Source organism: Streptomyces sp. NPDC026417, from assembly GCF_055567695.1.
On record NZ_JBVHPY010000009.1, the window covers coordinates 109672 to 126165 of the forward strand.

Here is a 16494-nt window from a genome sequence, read left to right on the forward strand (position 1 = left end):
ACGCCCGTAGACAAAGGCCGTAGAGGCTTGAAAGTAAGCCTCCGCAGCGGCCTTGCCAAGACCATCGTCGTTAACCCGCTGAGTCGATCTTGTTTCACACTCCTGTGGGTGAGCGCCGGGCCGCACGGGGCTGCTTCAGGCGGCGAACCCGGCGACCCGGAGAGCGTGGACGAGGTCCCAGTGGCGCTCCTCGGAGACGCCGCGGGCGGCCTCCAGCAGGAGGGGGACGAGCCGCGGCGGGTCCGCCGCCACGCTGCGGGCGGCTTCCTCGGGCGTACGGACGCGCACATAGGCGTCGAGGAGCGCGCGGACATCGCGGTGGCACCCCTTCGTGTCGAGGTCCAGTACGGCGGTCCCTATCTCCGGTGCGGGCCGGGCGACGCCCTGACGCAGCATCTGCCGGCCGTCCGCGACGCGGCCCGCCGCGACCAGCGCGTCCGCCGCGGCGACCAGCCGGTCGGCGGGCAGCGAGGCCGCCTCCCACAACAGGGTGGCCCAGTCGGCGTCCAGGCCCGCACGGTGCAGCTCGGCGGCGAGCAGCGGGAAGCGGGCGGCGGGCCAGTGGGCGGCCTCGACGAGCAGGGCGTGCGCCTCACCGCTGCGGCCCTCGCCGCGCAGCCGCACCAGGGTCCCGACGGTCTCCACGACGTCCCGGCGCGCCGCGTCGTCCAGCGGCTCCCTGCGGGGCTGGGGGCGCGCGGTCTCCTCGGCGGCTCCCGCGAAGCGTGCGCCGCGGGGTGTACGGCCCCGGGCGGGTGGCGCGGGGACGGCGGGCGCCGCGGCGGGGGCGTCCACCGGGGTCTCCGCCTCCACCATCCCGGCGAACCGGGCGCCGCCGCGCGGACGGCGCTTGGCACGCTGCCGCGGGACCGCGCCGGCCGGGGTCGCGGCCCCGGCGGTCGGACCGGTGCGCTCGACGTCCCCGGCAGCACCGGGATCCGGCGTGTCGGGGGTACGGGGGCCGGAGGCACCGGGGTGAGCGGGGTGGACGTCGGACCGGGCCGTGCCGGGGTGAGCGGCGTGGAGGCCCCCGTGCCCGGTGGCCTCGCCCACCGCGTCGCCCGGGGCACCGGTGGCACCGACCCGACCCCCGCGGCCGCCGGTGCCGCTCCCCCGGCCGTCATGGGTGTCGGCGCCGCGCGCCGGTTCGCCGTACGCGCCGCCGCCCTGAGCCGCGCCCCCGTAGAAGTCGGCGTGGCGACCACCATCGGCGCCGAGACCCGCCCCGTCGTAGCCGGCGATGCCGCTCCCCCGGCCGTCATGGGCGGCGGCGCCACGCGCCGGTTCGCCGTAGGCACCGGCACCTTGAGCCGGGCGGGCGCCGCGCACCGGGTCACCGTACGAGTCGGCGCCCGGACCGGGGTAGGTGTCGGCGCCGCGCACGCGACCGGGGTAGGCCTCGGCCTCACGCATCCGGTCCTCATCGGCGCCCGTCGGGGCGGGCCCGACCCACCGGTCCGGCGTCGGCGCGAACGCGTCCCAGGAGGTACCCGCCGCGCTCTCCGGCTCCGCCGCCCCTTGGATCCCGCGGGAGCCGCCCACCTCGCTGTCCGGGGACCCGTCCGCCGGGAAGTCCGCCATGTCACGGTGGGCGTCGGCCGGGAAGCCCCCCGTGTCCCCGTGGGCACGGGCCGGGAAGCCCCCCGTGTCCCCGTGCTCGCGGCCGCCCCGGTTCACGTGGTCCAGCCGGTCCATCCGGCGGCGCAGCTCGGCGCAGCGGGCCGTGGCGCGGGCGAGGTCGTCGCGGGCCCAGGCGAGATCGAGACGGACCGCGTCGGCCTCCTCCCGCGAGGTGGCCGCGTGCAGCGCCCGTCCGAGTTCGGCCCGGCGCTCGACGGCGTAGCGCTGCTCGCGGAGCATCACGTCGAGGCGGTCGCCGAGGGCGTCCCGGCCGCCGGGCCGGGCGTCGTACGCGGCGAGCGAGGCTTCGTGCAGCACGCGGGCCCGTTCCGCCTCCCGGGCCGCGGGTCCGGGGCCGTGCTCCACCGCGAGATCCTGGAGGAGTGCCTCCACGACGTCCCAGGGCGGTACCTCCCGACCGCCCAGGCAGGCCCGCATGCCATCGGGGTCGCGCTGCCAGAAGACGCCGCACCAACCGCCGCCCTGGTCCAGACGTGTCAGCAGTCCGTCCAGAAAGGCAGCGAACTCCCTTACCTCTCCCGGGAGTTGTTCTACGGCCATCATCCGACTCCCCGCCCGACTGGAGTGTTCCGATCCGGTAGCGAACACCAACCGTGTTACGGGACGGCTACGGGGAGTTTTCAGACCGGGACGCGGCGCACTTCACGGGAGCACGCCACACTCGCGTGCGCCCCGGCGTGCGCCGGCCTCACACCACGGCGAGCACGCACTGGCCGGCGATCTCGTCCATGGAGAGCCCCAGCACCCGCGCCAGCGCCGCCACGGTGAAGAAGGCCGGCGTCGGGGCGCGACCGGTCTCGATCTTGCGGAGGGTCTCAGCGGAGAGTCCGGCATGCGCGGCGATGTCGGCCATGCTGCGGCCGCCGCGCGCCTCGCGCAGCAACCGGCCGAGCCGCTCGCCGCGTTCGCGCTCTTCGGGGGTCAGAGGGGTCCGCACCATGACCCCATCCTAGTACCGGTCGGCGTTATTTTAATAGGCACCCTGAGCGGTACAGTAATTGGCACAGAGCGATGCGTGAGGCGGGCCGGGTCGTGGCCCGCGCGCCGACGGCGGTACGCGCCGCGGCGGACGTGGGTGTTCCTGGAGCTGCACGGCCGGCGGCTGCGCGACGGCGACCTGGTCTCCATCGACTTCGCCGCGGAGCCGGGCGGCTGGGTGGGCGAACCGGCGATCAGCTCCGTCGTGGGCACCCCGCGGCCCGCCGACGTCCGGCTCGTCGAGACCGCCGAGCGGGCGCCGGCGGCGGGCATCGGGGCGGCGGTGGTCGGCAACCGCATCGGCGACATCGCGCACTCCGTCGGCACGGTGTGCCGCGCGGCGGGGTACGGCCTCCCGGACGGGTTCGGCGGCCGGGGCATCGGCCGCCGGATGCACGAGGATCCGCCGGTCCCGAACGAGTGCCGCCCGCGGCACGGCCTGTCCCTCCGGCACGGCATGGTCCTCGCCATCGAACCGATGCTCATCGCAGGCGGCACCGACGGCTTCCACGCCGCCCCCGGCGGCGGGACCCTGTGCACCGAGGACGGCCCGCGCGGCACACGCCGAGCACACCGTGGCCGTCACGGACGCGGGCCCCCGCGTCCTGACCGCCCGCCGACCGCGGCGGATCCCGGCGGGCGGCGTGTCCCGTCGGGCCCCGTCGCGAGGCCGGCGTCTCCTGCCGGGCCCGTCACCGCGACGGCCGCACCACCATCGCCGAACCACCGCCCCTGCGCACCCGCTCCGCCGCCGCGAGCCACCTGCCGTCCGGCAGACGCTGGACGCCGGTCGCCGCGCCGATCTCCGGATTCTGCCGGAAGGCGTGGCCGAGGGACTCCAGCCGGGCCCTCAACGGGCTCTCCCACAGGGCGGGTTCGATCTCGGTCGTGGTCTGGTTGCGCTGGCTGGCCCGGGGCGCCGCGATGGCGTCGACCAGCGGCAGTCCGCGGTCGACGAACCCGGTGAGGGTCTGCAGCACGGTGGTGATGATGGTCGCGCCGCCGGGGGATCCGAGGGCGACCACCGGCCTGGCGTGCCGGTCGAGCACGATCGTCGGGGCGATCGAGGAGCGCGGGCGCTTGCCCGGGCCCGGCAGGTTCGGGTCGGGGACGCCCGGGCTCGCCGGGGTGAAGGAGAAGTCCGTCAGCTCGTTGTTGAGCAGGAAGCCGCGACCCGGGACCGTGATGCCGCTGCCACCGGTCTGCTCGATGGTCAGCGTGTAGGCGACGACGTTGCCCCACTTGTCGGCCACCGTCAGATGCGTGGTGTTCTCACCCTCGTAGGTCGTGGGCGCCGGATCGCCCGCGGCGGAGCAGGCCGCGGGGTGGCGCGGGTCTCCCGGCGCGAGCGGGCTGGTCAGCACCGCGTCGTCCTTGATCAGGCACTCCCGCGAGTCCGCGTACCGCTGCGACAGCAGGTCGCGGGTCGGTACGTCCTCGAAGGCGGGGTCGCCCACCCAGCGCCCCCGGTCCGCGAACGCGATCCGGCTCGCCTCGATGTAGCGGTGCAGGTACCCGGTCTCGCTTGCCCGGGAGAGGTCGGTCCGCTCCAGGATGTTCAACGCCTCACCGACCGTGGTGCCGCCAGAGGAGGAGGGGGCGATCGAGTAGACCTGCAGACCGCGGTAGGCCGCCCTCGTCGGCGCCTGCCTCTTCGCCTCGTACGCCGCCAGGTCCTTCAGCGACAGATCACCGGGGCGGGCCACGCGCCCCGACGCCGGATCCACCGGCGGACGGTTCACGGTGTCCACGATCTCCCGCCCGAGCCGCCCGTGGTAGACCGAGTCCACCCCGCGGCGCCCCAGCTCCTGGTACGTGCGCACCAGATCGGGGTTCTTGAAGGTCGACCCCACCACCGGCAGCGCTCCGCCCGGCAGGAACAGCTCGGCCGTGTCCGGGAAGTCCTTGAAGCGCGCCTGGTTGGACTCCGTCTGCGAGCGGAAGGTCGCGTCGACCGTGAAGCCGTCCCGGGCCAGCCGTTCGGCGGGTTTCAGGAGGGAACCGAGCCGCTTGCTGCCCCAGCTGTCCAGCGCCCGCTGCCAGGTGGCCGGCGTCCCCGGTGTCCCCACGCCGAGCCCGCTGGTGACGGCGTCCGCGAACGGGATCGGCTTGCCGTCCTCCACGAACAGGTTCTCGTCGGCGGTCAGCGGAGCCGTCTCACGGCCGTCGATCGTGTGCACGCTACGGGACTTGGCGTCGTAGTAGACGAAGTAGCCGCCCCCGCCCATGCTCGCCGAGTACGGCTCGGTGACGCCGAGTGCCGCCGCCGTGGCGACCGCCGCGTCGACCGCGTTGCCGCCCTGCCTCAGCACTTCGATGCCGGCGGCGGAGGCGTCCGCGTCGACGCTCGCGACCGCGCCGCCGTAGCCGACGGCGACCGGTTCCTTCTCCGCGGCACGGGCCGAGGGAGGGGCCGCCGCGCCCACCGACACCATCGCGGCCGAAGCCGCCAGGACCGCCAGACTCCGTGAGACAGGGCGACGCATCCGTACCTCCAGTCAACAGCCATCCGCGCAGCGTAACTTCCCCGCACGCTCGCGTCAGGACCCCCTCGAACGCCGTTCGGTCCGACCGCTAGCATGCGCGCCCATGAATGACGACGTGCGCAACATCGTCCTCGGCGTGGTCGCGGCGGGCATCAGCGCCTGCCTGGGCTGGCTCGCCCGGACCTACCTGTGGAAACGCAGACTCCGGCGCAAGCAGGCCTTCTTCGGGCTCCCGGACAACTCCGAGTCGCTCCTCGTGGTGAACCGGGAGGCCGGCGGGCCCGAACTCACCGTGATGCGGCACGACGTGTTCGCGCTGCTGGAACTCTCGGCCCTGATCAAGGACTGCGGCGCGCACGCCCAGGTGGTGGCGCACGACGCGGCGCAGCAGGGTTTCGGGGAGCGTACGGAGTTCTGCGTCGGGGGGCCCGCCTCGAACCGGCGCATGGCCGCGCACCTGCACTCGCTGCTGCCCGGCATCCGGGTGAACACCGATGCCGAACCGGGCCCGGACCGCGGGGCCTTCCAGATCGGCAGCGAGCGCTACCGCCTGGAGCCGGGCAGGGGCGAGTACGTGATCCTGGCGCGGCTCACCGCGGACCTCGGGCGGGCGGCCCGGCCCGTCTTCCTGTTCTGCGGGCAGCGCGCGATCACCAATCAGGCGGCGTCGCGCTATCTCGCGCGGAACCACGAGCGGCTGGCCCGCAAGTACCGGACCGATTCCTTCGTGCTGCTGCTCAAGGTCGTCAACTCGCAGGCGTACGGGCCCGATGTCGTCGAGCTCGTCGGGGACGTCACCCGCGCCGCACAGGCCCCGGCCCCGGTGACGACGGCCCCCGCCTCGCACCGGGCGCAGTGACCGGACCGCACCGACACCCCTCACGAAACGCACATTTCAGCAGGCGGAACGCGCACTTCAGCGGGCGGCACGCGCACGAAATGAACACTTCAACAATCGTTACTCCGGCGTAACTTACCGACGGGTTACCCCTAGTAGGAACCCGAGGTTACCGTCGGGTCACTTTGCACTGACACGAGTGAGGAGTGACCCGTGGGACATCCGCGCAAGGCCCTGCGAACCACCGCCGCAGGAGCCGTTTCGGCGACCCTGATCGCCGGCACAGCCCTCGGCCTCGCCCCCACCGCGCAGGCGGCGCCGGCCACGAGCAGCACGGCGGGCATCCGCTTCGTGGACATCACCGGGGACGGCGGCACGCTCCTCAAGGCCAACGTCGCCACCCCCGCAGGCGCCGACGCCACCCGGCGCTACCCGCTGATCGTGCTTCCCACGAGCTGGTCCGTGCCGCAGATCGAGTACCTCGCGCAGGCCCAGAAGCTCGCGAACTCCGGTTACGTCGTGGTCAGTTACAACACCCGCGGCTTCTGGCAGTCGGGCGGGCGGATAGAAGTGGCCGGCCCGCCCGACACGGCGGACGCGTCCAAGGTGATCGACTGGGCGCTGGCGAACACGCCGGCCGACGCAGCGAGGATCGGCATGGCGGGTGTCTCGTACGGCGCGGGCATCACCCTCCTCACCGCCGCCCAGGACAAGCGCATCAAGGCGGTGGCCGCCCTCAGCGGCTGGGCCGACCTCATCGACTCGATCTACTCGGGCCGCACCGAGCACGTCCAGGCCGCGGCGCTGCTGGGCGGCACCGGCCACCTCACCGGCCGCCCCAGCGCCGAATTCCAGGAGACCCTCAAGAACTTCCTCGGCTCGAACCTGTCCAAGGAACAGGAAATGATCGCGTGGGGGAAGAAACGTTCCGCCGCCTACGCCGTCGACCGGATCAACGCCAACGGCACAGCGGTCATGCTCGCCAACGCCTGGGGAGACACGATCTTCCCGCCGAACCAGTACGCGGACTTCTACGAGCGGCTGACCGGCCCCAAGCGCCTGCAGTTCCGCCCCGGTGACCACGCCACCGCCGAGGCGACCGGACTGCTCGGACTACCCAACGACGTGTGGACGGACACCGGCCGCTGGTTCGACCACCACCTCAAGGGCGAGGACAACGGCGTCGAGCGGGAACAGCCGGTGCGGCTCAAGCCCCGCTCCGCGGGCGGCTACGAGGGCTACCCGGACTGGAAGTCGGTCGGCGCGGCGTCGAAGAAGATCTCCCTGGCCGGCGAGACGACCATCCACACGAACGTGGACTCGGGAGCGAACGGCGGGGTGGTCGTCCTGTCCAGCGTCCTCGACCAGCTCGCTCAGCTGCCGCCCGTCGCCTCGATCCCGCTGCTGCCGCGCCGCTGGGCGGCCGTGTGGCAGTCGCCGAAGTACGCCACCGCCCAGCAGGTGCGCGGCACGGCGAGGGTGCACACGACGGTCACCGGGACCAAGGAGAGCGGCACCCTCGTCGCGTACCTGTACGACGTGGGCCCGCTCGGCCTCGGCAAGCTGGTCAGCAACGCGCCGTACACCTTCCACGGGCAGACGCCCGGCAAGCCGTTCGGCGTCGACCTGGAGCTCTTCTCCACGGCCTACGACGTCCCGGCAGGGCATCGTCTCGCCCTGGTCGTCGACACGGTCGACCCGCTCTACATCGAGCACAACCCGTCCGGCGCGCAGCTGACCTTCTCCTCACCGGAGCACGACCCGTCGTATGTGACGGTGCCCCTGCGCGAGCAGTGATCTCCGGCTGCTGCCGGGCGGGCCTGGCCCTCTCAGCTACTGCACACCCGGCAGCAGCGTCCCTGGTTCGGCCGGTGCCACGGCCTCGGTCTCGGGACTGCGCCGCTCGCGCCGGACCACCCTGAGGTGGACCGAAGGAGCGGCACGCACATCCCGATGCGGATCGGCGAGGTCACCGTCACCACGGGGATGAACGGCCCAGCGTAGTCGAGGTTCGCCGCGGCCGGCCTCCCGGTGCGGGGGAACTCCCCCCGGGTGACCGGCGACCCCGGCCGTCCCGCCGCCAACCGGCCCACGACGGCGGGCAGTAGGGCCCTTGCCCGGCGCGGCGCGGACACGTTCGGAGGGCGCCGGGCCGTGCGCACGCCGGGCGCGCGGCCCACACGTGTCCCGGGGACGGTGCGGGTCATCGGAACTCCCTCCCCTCAGTGCTTGAGGATCTTGGAGAGGAAGTCCTTGGCACGGTCGCTGTGCGGATCGGTGAAGAACCCCTCGGGAGTGCGGTCCTCGACGATGCGGCCGTCGGACATGAAGACGACGCGGTTGGCGGCCGAACGCGCGAAGCCCATCTCGTGGGTGACGACGACCATCGTCATCCCGTCGCGGGCGAGTTGCTGCATGACCTCCAGCACCTCGTTGATCATCTCCGGGTCGAGGGCCGAGGTCGGCTCGTCGAACAGGAGGGCTTTGGGGTCCATGGCGAGGGCGCGGGCGATGGCCACGCGCTGCTGCTGGCCTCCGGAGAGCTGCGCCGGGTACTTGGCGGCCTGCGAGGCCAGCCCCACCCGGTCGAGGAGTTCGTGCGAGCGCTTGTCGGCCTCGGCCTTCTTCCGGCCGCGGGCCTTGACCTGCCCCAACGAGACGTTCTGCAGCACGGTCTTGTGGGCGAAGAGGTTGAAGGACTGGAAGACCATGCCGACCTCGGCGCGAAGCCTGGCGAGGTCCTTGCCCTCCTCGGGCAACGGCTGTCCGTCGAGCGTGATGGACCCGGAACGGATCGTCTCCAGTCGGTTGATCGCCCTGCACAGTGTGGACTTGCCCGACCCCGACGGGCCGATGACCACGACCACCTCCCCCTTGGCGACGGTGAGGTTGATGTCCTGCAGGACATGCAGCTCGCCGTAGTACTTGTTCACGTCACGCAGTTCGATCAGCGGCTCGACGGCCATCCCGGACCTGCCCACTTTCAGCTGTGTCGGTCAGCGCAAACTATCCACGCGCAACGGGACTCACCGGACGACACGCCCTGCCCCCGATTAACCGTATTTGCCGCGGTACGACGATGACATCGTGGCACCGGGCCGCATGATCCGGGGCCCTTTCGCAGGTCTGCTTCACGCGGTCCGGCACGGTCCGGGACACTGCGTCCGGCCGGCACGGCGGCCGCCCGCGGAGCCCCGTCGCCCGCGCCCCGGACGGGTGACACGGTGTACGGGCGGGCAAGGGCTCCCCCTAGCCCTCGGCCGCCTCCGCGTACACCTGCGACAGCTGCGGGGCGCCCGTCACGGCCCAGTCCAGGCCCGCCTCGATGACCGGGATCTCGCGGCCCGACGCGAGGCGCACCGCCGGGCTGCCGCCGGGCCACACGTGCCAGGTGGCGCCGGGGACCGTGCGGACCACGACCGTGCCCAGGTAGAGGCCCGCGTCGTTGGCGAGCCAGGGCAGCGCCTCCGGGTCGTCGCGCCAGCGGGGCAGGAGCTGGTCCAGGGCGGTCAACGAGGCCGGGGTGTCGTCCAGTTCGAGCCCCGCCATCGCGGCCTGGGAGCGGAGCAGCTCGCACTCCGAGAGCAGCTCGGTCACGCCCTCGGGGTCGTCCTCGAAGGCCGCGGCGAGCACCTGGCCGCGGTCCGCGAGATGCCGCCTGCGCCACTTGTTCAAGAAGGGGATGTTCATCACCGGCCTCTCGATGAGGGAACGAACGCCGACGGGCCCGCGTTCCCGACATGTCCACGAATGTATCCTGCGGCAGTTGATCACGGAATCATCCAAATGACCGCGCCCCGTGCCCCGCGCGCCCCGGCGACGACCGGCTGCACGGCGGGGCGCGTTCACCGCTCGTTCGTACGCGGCTCATTGACGCGTCCCGGCACCCTCCCTAGTTTCATGGTGCACCTGTCACCACGTCAGTCACCGCTCTGGGAGGAGCCGGGCGTGCGCCGATGTCTCGTGGGAGCGGTCGTGGTCCTGGGCCTGTTGCTGGGCGGCGCGCCTGCCGCGTACGCCGGGTCCGCGACCTCGTCGCAGAAAACCGTGCCGCTGCCCTTGGAGCGGCTCTTCGACAACACGGCGGTCAGCGACGACGCGCGACCGGACGAGGCCGACTTCGACGGTCTGGGCGGCTCCCTGTCGGCGCAGGACCTGACGGCCGCCGGCTGGACGCCGGGGCGCGCGCTGACGATCCAGGGGGCCCGCCTGACGTGGCCGCACAGGGACCCGGGCGATCCCGACAACGTGCGCGCCGACGGGCAGAGCGTGCGGCTGCGGGGCCACGGGGACGCGCTCGCGTTCCTGGTCGCCGGCACGGGCGGCGGCGACGTCGGCGGCACCGGCGCCGTGCGGTACGCCGACGGCTCCGTCTCCTCGTACCGGCTGACCGCCCCGGACTGGCGTGCCGGTCCCCTCGCCACCAAGGCCGTGGCCCTGCCGCACGTCAACACCCCCGAGGGCCAACTCGCCCAGAAGGCAAGGCTGTACGTCGTGACGGTGCCGCTCGCGAGAGGCCGCGAGGTCGCTTCGGTACGGCTCCCGCACAGCCGGGGGCTGCATGTGTTCGCGTTGGCGGTACGTCCCCCGACGCGCGCCTGGACCGGAAGTTGGGCCGCGTCGACGTCCGGCTACCAGAGCGTGGGGCCCTGGACGGACCGGACACTGCGGCTCGTCGTGCACACCTCGGCAGGCGGACCCCGGGTGCGGATCCGGTTCGACAACACCTTCGCGTCCGCTCCCGTGACGATCGGCAGTGCGACGGTGGCGGTACAGGCGGAGGGGGCGCGCCCGGCCGCCACACCGGTTCCGCTGTCCTTCCGGGGCGCGGCCGGCACCACCCTGCCCGCGGGGGCCCAGGCCTTCAGCGACCCGGTGGGCTTCGACGTACCCGCCGATGCCGGTCTGCTCGTCAGCTTCCATCTGCCGGGCACGGTGACGGCGGCGCCCGTGCACCGGCTCGCGGTGCAGCACTCCTACGTGAGCGAGCCGGGTGACCACGCCGGCGACGGCACACCCGACGCGTACACCACCACGATCACCAACTGGCCGCTGCTGACTGGGGTGGACGTGGGCGGCGGCCCGGGGTCCGTGGCCGTGCTCGGCGACTCCATCACCGACGGCGAGAAGTCGACGCCGGACGCCGACCGGCGCTGGCCCGACCTGCTCGCCGACCGGATCCGCGCCTCCTCCGGGATCCCGCACTACGGGATCCTCAACCAGGGCATCTCGGCGAACCGCGTGGTCACCGACCGCTATCCGGGCGACGGGGTCTCCACCGACAGCGGCGGGGTGAGCGCGCTGCACCGCCTCGACCGCGACGTGCTCGCCCAGACGTCCGTCCGTACGGCCGTTGTCTTCCAGGGCGTGAACGACGTGCGCTGGGGCGCGTCCGCGGACCAGGTCGTCGCCGGGCTGCGCGAGATCGCGGACCGGGCCCGGGCCCGCGGGATCCGGGTCCTCGCCGCGACGATCGCGCCCTGCGAGGGCGAGGCGCTCTGCACCGCGGCGGCGGACGCCCAGCGGGTCGCGGTGAACGCGTGGATCCGGGACAACGAGGAGTTCGACGGCGTGCTCGACTTCGACGCGGTGCTGCGGGACCCGGCCCGCCCGGCGCGGCTGCTCCCCGCCTACGACAGCGGCGATCACCTGCATCCGGGAGACGCGGGGCTGACGGCGCTCGCGGAGTCCGTCGACCTCGGCCTGCTCGAACCGTAGATCCGGCGCCGGCCCGACGGCGGCTCGGGCCCCGGGCCCGGCTAGACGTCCAGGTCGACCACGACGGGCGCGTGGTCCGAGGCGCCCTTGCCCTTGCGCTCCTCCCGGTCCACATAGGCGTCGGTGGCGGCCTTGGCGAAGGCCTCGTTGCCGTAGACCAGGTCGATGCGCATGCCGCGGTTCTTGGGGAAGCAGAGCTGGCGGTAGTCCCAGTAGGTGAACGGGTGCGCGTACTTGAGGGGGCGCGGGACCACGTCCGAGAGGCCGGCCTCCCGCAGCGAGGCCAGGGCGGCCCGCTCGGCCGGGGTGACGTGGGTGGCGCCCTCGAAGGCGGCGACGTCGAAGACGTCGTCGTCCGTCGGAGCGACGTTGTAGTCCCCCAGCACCGCGAACGGACGGCTGCCGGCCGCGTCACCCGCGACCGCCGCCCGCAGCGCCTCGAACCACTGGAGCTTGTACGCGTAGTGGGGGTGGTCGACCTCGCGGCCGTTCGGCACGTACACCGACCAGACGCGCACGGGGCCGCAGGTCGCGGAGAGGGCGCGGGGCTCCTGGACGCCGTCGTAACCGGGGTCGCCCGGCAGGCCCTTCACCACGTCCTCGATGCCGACGCGGGAGAGCACCGCCACGCCGTTCCACCGGCCGGTGGCGTGGACCGCGGACTCGTAGCCCAGCTCGCGCAGCTGGTCGACCGGGAACTGCTCCTCGGCGACCTTGGCCTCCTGGAGGCAGAGCACGTCGGTGCCGCTGCTCTCCAGCCAGGCCAGCAGCCTCGGCAGTCGGGCGGTGATCGAGTTCACGTTCCAGGTGGCGATGCGCATGCCCTCCAACCTACCGGGCGGGTACGACAACGCCCTCGCTCAGACCTTCGCCGACGCTCCCGGCGCCAGCCTCAGGTGCTCCGTGCCGCCCAGGCCGCCGATCTGGTTGTCGTAGATCGGCCGGGCCAGGTCGGTGAGCAGCGCGTCGTGGATGTCGTACGCGCGCTGCGGCCGGACCTCGCGGACGTAGTCGATGACCTCGGAGATCTTGCTCCAGGGAGCCATCACCGGCAGCATCAGCGTCTCGACGCTCCGGTCGGGGACCGTGAGCGCGTCACCGGGATGGAAGACCCGTCCGCCGTCGATCAGGTAGCCGACATTGGTGATGCGCGGGATGTCCGGGTGGATGACCGCGTGCAGCTCGCCGTGCACCTGCACGTCGAAGCCCGCCGCGGTGAAGGTGTCCCCGTGGCCGACGGTGTGGACCCGGCCCGGGAAGGCGGCGGAGATCTTCTCCGCGACGGAGGCGAGGGTCCAGATCGCGGCGGCCGGATTGGCCTCCATGGCGGTCCGCAGCCGCCCCTCGTCGAAGTGGTCGGGGTGCTCGTGGGTGACGAGGATCGCGTCCGCGCCCAGCGCGGCGTCCTCCTCGCTGAACCCGCCCGGGTCGAGGACGAGCGTCTGCCCGTCCTTCTCCAGGCGGACGCAGGCGTGCGACTTCTTCGTGAGCTTCATGAGTCCATCCTGCCTCCGCCCGCGGGCCGATGGGCTGCTCAGGGCGGTGCTCCCGCCGCCCGGAGGGTCCCGTCCCGGGTCCCGTCCGCACGGGCGAACGGGCCCGCGGACGGGACCCGGAACCTCACTCCTGGGGCGTGGTCTCCTCCCGGATGACCTCCTGCGCCACCCTGAAGGCACTGTTCGCGGCCGGGACGCCGCAGTAGACGGCGGCCTGGAGCAGCACTTCCTTGATCTCGTCCGGGGTGAGGCCGTTGCGGAGGGCGGCGCGGGTGTGGAACGCGAGCTCGTCGAGGTGCCCGCCCGCGACCAGCGCGGTGAGCGTGACACAGCTGCGCGAGCGCCGGTCCAGTCCCGGCCGGTCCCAGATCTCGCCCCACGCGTACCGGGTGACGAATTCCTGGAAGTCCCCGGAGAAGGCGTCGGCCGAGGCCAGCGCCCGGTCGACGTGCGCGTCGCCGAGGACCTCCCGGCGGACCTTGATCCCCATGTCGTACGGGTCGGGCCGGCCGAGCGTGTCCGGCTGCGCGACGGCGGAGGCGATCTCGGCGACCGGCGTGCTCGGAGGGGGCGGGTTCAGCACCGGTTTCACGGGGGTCGGCGGGATCGCCGTCTGGCCGGTCGCCGAGTCGAAGGCGTTCTGCCAGGCGGTGGAGAAATGCCGTACGAGCAGGTCGGTGACCGCCGCGGGCTGCTCCACGGGGACCAGGTGGGAGGCGCCGGGGACGACGGCGAGCCGGGCGTCCGGTATGCCGGCGACCAGGGTGCGGGCCTCGGCGGGCCCGGTGACCTGGTCCTCGGAGCCGACCAGGACCAGCGTGGGCACGCCGATCCGGCCGAGCTCGGCCCGTACGTCGAACCCGGCGAGCGCCTCGCAGGCGGCGATGTAGCAGCCGGGGTCCGTGGTCCGCACCATCTGCACGGCCCACTCGGTGATCGCGGGCTGGGCCGCGGCGAACCCGCCCGTGAACCACCGTTCCGGGGCCGACCGTGCGATCGGCTCCAGCCCGTTCGTGCGGACGATCACACCGCGCTGGCGGAACTCGTCGGCCGTGCCGAACCGGGGCGAGGCGGCGATCACCGCGAGCGAGGCGAGCCGCTGCGGGTGGCGCAGCGCGAGTTCCACCCCGACCGCGCCGCCGAACGCGCAGCCCGCGTACCCGAATCTCTGTACGCCCAGTGCGTCGAGCGTCGCGAGCAGCCGCCCGGCCAGTTCGGTGACGGAACCGGCCGGGTACGCCGGCGCCCCGCCGTGCCCGGGGAGGTCGTAACGGAAGACCCGCCAGTGCTTCACCAGCTCCGGTATCTGCCGGTCCCACATGTGCCACGTCGTCCCGAGCGAGGGGCCGAGGATGAGAACCGGAGCGTCGTCGGGGCCGTCGAAGCGGTACTGGAGGGCAGGGGTCTTCGTCTCACTCACCGCACCACGCTAACCGCAACGCGCTCCGGCCCGGGCGCGGGCCCCCGGACTCCGCGCCCGGCTCCCCGCATCACCGGCAGACCCTCACACCGCCTTCACCGGATGCCGGACCACCGCGTCGAAGAGATAGCCCTGCGTGTTGGGCACGGTCGTCTCCGGCTGGGTGCGGCCCGTCGTGTCGGTGGCCCGCGCCAGCAACGTGTACGGGCCCGGCGCCGCCGGCCGCCAATCGGTGGACCAGCGGACCCAGGAGCCGCGGCGCGGGGTGTCGTGCAGCCGGGCCCGGCGCCAGCTGCCGCCGCCGTCGGTGCTCACCTCGACACGGGCCACCGCCCCGGTCCCCGACCAGGAGCGGCCGGTCAGCCGCCGCTCGACGCCGGCCGGGAGGCTCGCCTCCCACGGGAGTTCGAAGGCGCTCTTGAGGGTCTGCCGGGTGAGCGGCGCACTGCCCCCGGCGGGGTACGCGTCGCCGAACAGCCGGTAGAAGTCGGTGTTCCAGGGCGAGTAGAGGGGCTGCGCGGACACCTCGATGCCGCCGACCCACTTGACGGAGGCGATGCCCACCCAGGAAGGCACGAGCACACGCACCGGGTGCCCGTGGTCGGGCGGCAGCGGTTCGCCGTTCATCTCGTAGGCGAGGAGGACGTCGTCGAGAGCCTTGGACAGGGGCAGGGGCCGGCGGACATGTCCGAGGTTCGTGCCGTCCGCGGTCACGTACTCGGCGTCGAGGCCGACGGGCATGACGTCCACGGCGTGGCGGTTCAGTCCGGCCCGCCGGAGCACCTCGGCCAGCCGCACGCCACGCCACCGGGCGGTGCCCACGGCACCGAGCGTCCACGCCGTACCGGTCACGGGCTGCCCCTGCTGACCGGTGAAGAGGCTGCGGCCGTTGCCCGCGCACTCCACGAACGCGGTACGGGTGGTCGCCGGCAGCCGCTTCAGGTCCGCGAGCGTGAACTCGACGGGCTTCGCGCGGTGCAGGCCGTCGCCGTGGACGGTGAGCGTCCAGGTGTCCGCGTCCAGGACGGGCGTCGAGGTGTGGTTGCGTACGAAGAAGCGGTCGGCGGGGGTGTGCAGACCGGTGCCGGCGAGGGCGGCGAACTTCGTCTCGGCGTTGGTGCCGCGGACGGTGAACCACTCGTCCGGAAGGGCCTTGACGATGCCGGGTGCGGCGGCCGTGCCGGTGGCCGGGGCGCCGGCCGCCGGGCTCGCGGGGGCGGACGCCCGCGTCACCGCCGCGGCCGGTGAGCTCAGGGCGACGGGAGCGGCCGCGGTGAGTCCGGCCGCGGCGAGCAGCCTGAGCAGGTCGCGCCGGGCGACGCCGTCGGCCCGTGCGTCACCCGCCAGCCACTGGCGCAGTCTGCGGCGGTCGTAGGCGAGTTCGGAGTGGGACATGGGCGGGGGCCTGCCTTTCGGGGCGGTGGCGACTGTCCGGGGAACGCGAGGGCGTACGAGCACGGTGCGACGGTGGCGGGTCCCGCCGGACGGCCCGCGGGAGGGCCTCGGCACGGAGACGTGCCGGGGTCCCGAGAGGGGTGGCCGGGGCGGAGCCGGGGGCCGGAGGCGGGGGGACGCACACGGGCGGGCCCGGTCACCGGCTCCGCGCGAAGTGCCTTTGCCGTACGGCCACTTCGGAATGCGTCAGGCGCGTCGCGCCGGGCGGAGGATCAACAACAGCGGCGCGACGGGAGCGCGCGGTACCGCGGAGCGAGGCGGTGGCTGCTGAGCATCATGGGCGCCATCGTACGAGCCGCCGCGCCGCCTCGCCGTCGAATCGGCGGAGTCGGATCCCCGGTACCCGGTACCCGGTACCCGGGATGCCGGGATGCCGGGATGCCGGGATGCCGGGCAGGGGTCCGGCCGGTCCGCCGTCCGGAAGCCGTCGGGCACGCACGGGACACGTGGTCTCCGGCAGCG

12 protein-coding genes and 1 pseudogene are annotated in these 16494 nt (G+C 73.5%); 4 read left to right on the forward strand and 9 right to left on the reverse strand.

Going from position 1 to position 16494, the window contains the following annotated elements; all coding sequences use genetic code 11:
- Positions 1 to 135 precede the first annotated feature (135 nt).
- Together ACZ4NT_RS16600 and ACZ4NT_RS16605 are read right to left on the reverse strand one after the other, a co-directional pair.
- Positions 136 to 2181, reverse strand: coding sequence for a hypothetical protein (locus ACZ4NT_RS16600; RefSeq protein ID WP_467725952.1), 2046 nt, complete (start codon positions 2179 to 2181; stop codon positions 136 to 138).
- 148 nt (positions 2182 to 2329) lie between these two features.
- A complete protein-coding gene (locus tag ACZ4NT_RS16605; protein ID WP_121406927.1) occupies positions 2330 to 2581 on the reverse strand; it encodes a helix-turn-helix domain-containing protein in 252 nt (83 codons plus the stop codon).
- Positions 2582 to 2652: 71 nt separating this feature from the next.
- On the opposite strand from ACZ4NT_RS16605, the pseudogene ACZ4NT_RS16610 reads away from it, so the two are divergent.
- A pseudogene (locus ACZ4NT_RS16610) lies at positions 2653 to 3236 on the forward strand (M24 family metallopeptidase); the annotation flags it as partial.
- A 75-nt stretch (positions 3237 to 3311) separates the two neighbouring features.
- Here ACZ4NT_RS16610 and ggt read toward each other — a convergent pair.
- A complete protein-coding gene (gene ggt / locus ACZ4NT_RS16615; protein ID WP_121406926.1) occupies positions 3312 to 5105 on the reverse strand; it encodes a gamma-glutamyltransferase in 1794 nt (597 codons plus the stop codon).
- A 103-nt stretch (positions 5106 to 5208) separates the two neighbouring features.
- Between ggt and ACZ4NT_RS16620 the strand changes: the two genes are divergently transcribed.
- On the forward strand, positions 5209 to 5964 hold the full coding sequence (locus ACZ4NT_RS16620) for a hypothetical protein (RefSeq protein ID WP_467725955.1): 756 nt from the start codon (positions 5209 to 5211) through the stop codon (positions 5962 to 5964).
- A 192-nt stretch (positions 5965 to 6156) separates the two neighbouring features.
- On the forward strand, positions 6157 to 7740 hold the full coding sequence (locus tag ACZ4NT_RS16625; RefSeq protein ID WP_121406923.1) for an alpha/beta fold hydrolase: 1584 nt from the start codon (positions 6157 to 6159) through the stop codon (positions 7738 to 7740).
- 425 nt (positions 7741 to 8165) lie between these two features.
- Here the strand turns inward: ACZ4NT_RS16625 and ACZ4NT_RS16630 are convergent, their stop codons facing one another.
- Both ACZ4NT_RS16630 and ACZ4NT_RS16635 read right to left on the reverse strand, forming a co-directional pair.
- On the reverse strand, positions 8166 to 8909 hold the full coding sequence (locus ACZ4NT_RS16630) for an amino acid ABC transporter ATP-binding protein (protein WP_121406921.1): 744 nt from the start codon (positions 8907 to 8909) through the stop codon (positions 8166 to 8168).
- Positions 8910 to 9192: 283 nt separating this feature from the next.
- A complete protein-coding gene (locus tag ACZ4NT_RS16635) occupies positions 9193 to 9633 on the reverse strand; it encodes a DUF6278 family protein (RefSeq protein ID WP_121406919.1) in 441 nt (146 codons plus the stop codon).
- A 258-nt stretch (positions 9634 to 9891) separates the two neighbouring features.
- Between ACZ4NT_RS16635 and ACZ4NT_RS16640 the strand changes: the two genes are divergently transcribed.
- Complete coding sequence (locus ACZ4NT_RS16640) at positions 9892 to 11661, forward strand: SGNH/GDSL hydrolase family protein (RefSeq protein ID WP_467725958.1); 1770 nt, start codon at positions 9892 to 9894, stop codon at positions 11659 to 11661.
- Positions 11662 to 11702: 41 nt separating this feature from the next.
- Here ACZ4NT_RS16640 and ACZ4NT_RS16645 read toward each other — a convergent pair whose 3' ends face one another.
- The 4 genes from ACZ4NT_RS16645 to ACZ4NT_RS16660 form a co-directional block, all read right to left on the reverse strand.
- Complete coding sequence (locus tag ACZ4NT_RS16645; protein WP_121406914.1) at positions 11703 to 12482, reverse strand: exodeoxyribonuclease III; 780 nt, start codon at positions 12480 to 12482, stop codon at positions 11703 to 11705.
- A gap of 39 nt (positions 12483 to 12521) precedes the next feature.
- Positions 12522 to 13157 (reverse strand): MBL fold metallo-hydrolase, encoded by a 636-nt coding sequence (locus ACZ4NT_RS16650; RefSeq protein WP_121406912.1) that lies wholly within the window; start codon positions 13155 to 13157, stop codon positions 12522 to 12524.
- A gap of 124 nt (positions 13158 to 13281) precedes the next feature.
- A complete protein-coding gene (gene pcaDC / locus ACZ4NT_RS16655) occupies positions 13282 to 14577 on the reverse strand; it encodes a bifunctional 3-oxoadipate enol-lactonase/4-carboxymuconolactone decarboxylase PcaDC (RefSeq protein ID WP_467725961.1) in 1296 nt (431 codons plus the stop codon).
- A gap of 84 nt (positions 14578 to 14661) precedes the next feature.
- Positions 14662 to 15972: a sulfite oxidase gene (locus ACZ4NT_RS16660; RefSeq protein WP_121406909.1), complete on the reverse strand. Its 1311-nt coding sequence runs from the start codon at positions 15970 to 15972 to the stop codon at positions 14662 to 14664.
- Positions 15973 to 16494 lie beyond the last annotated feature (522 nt).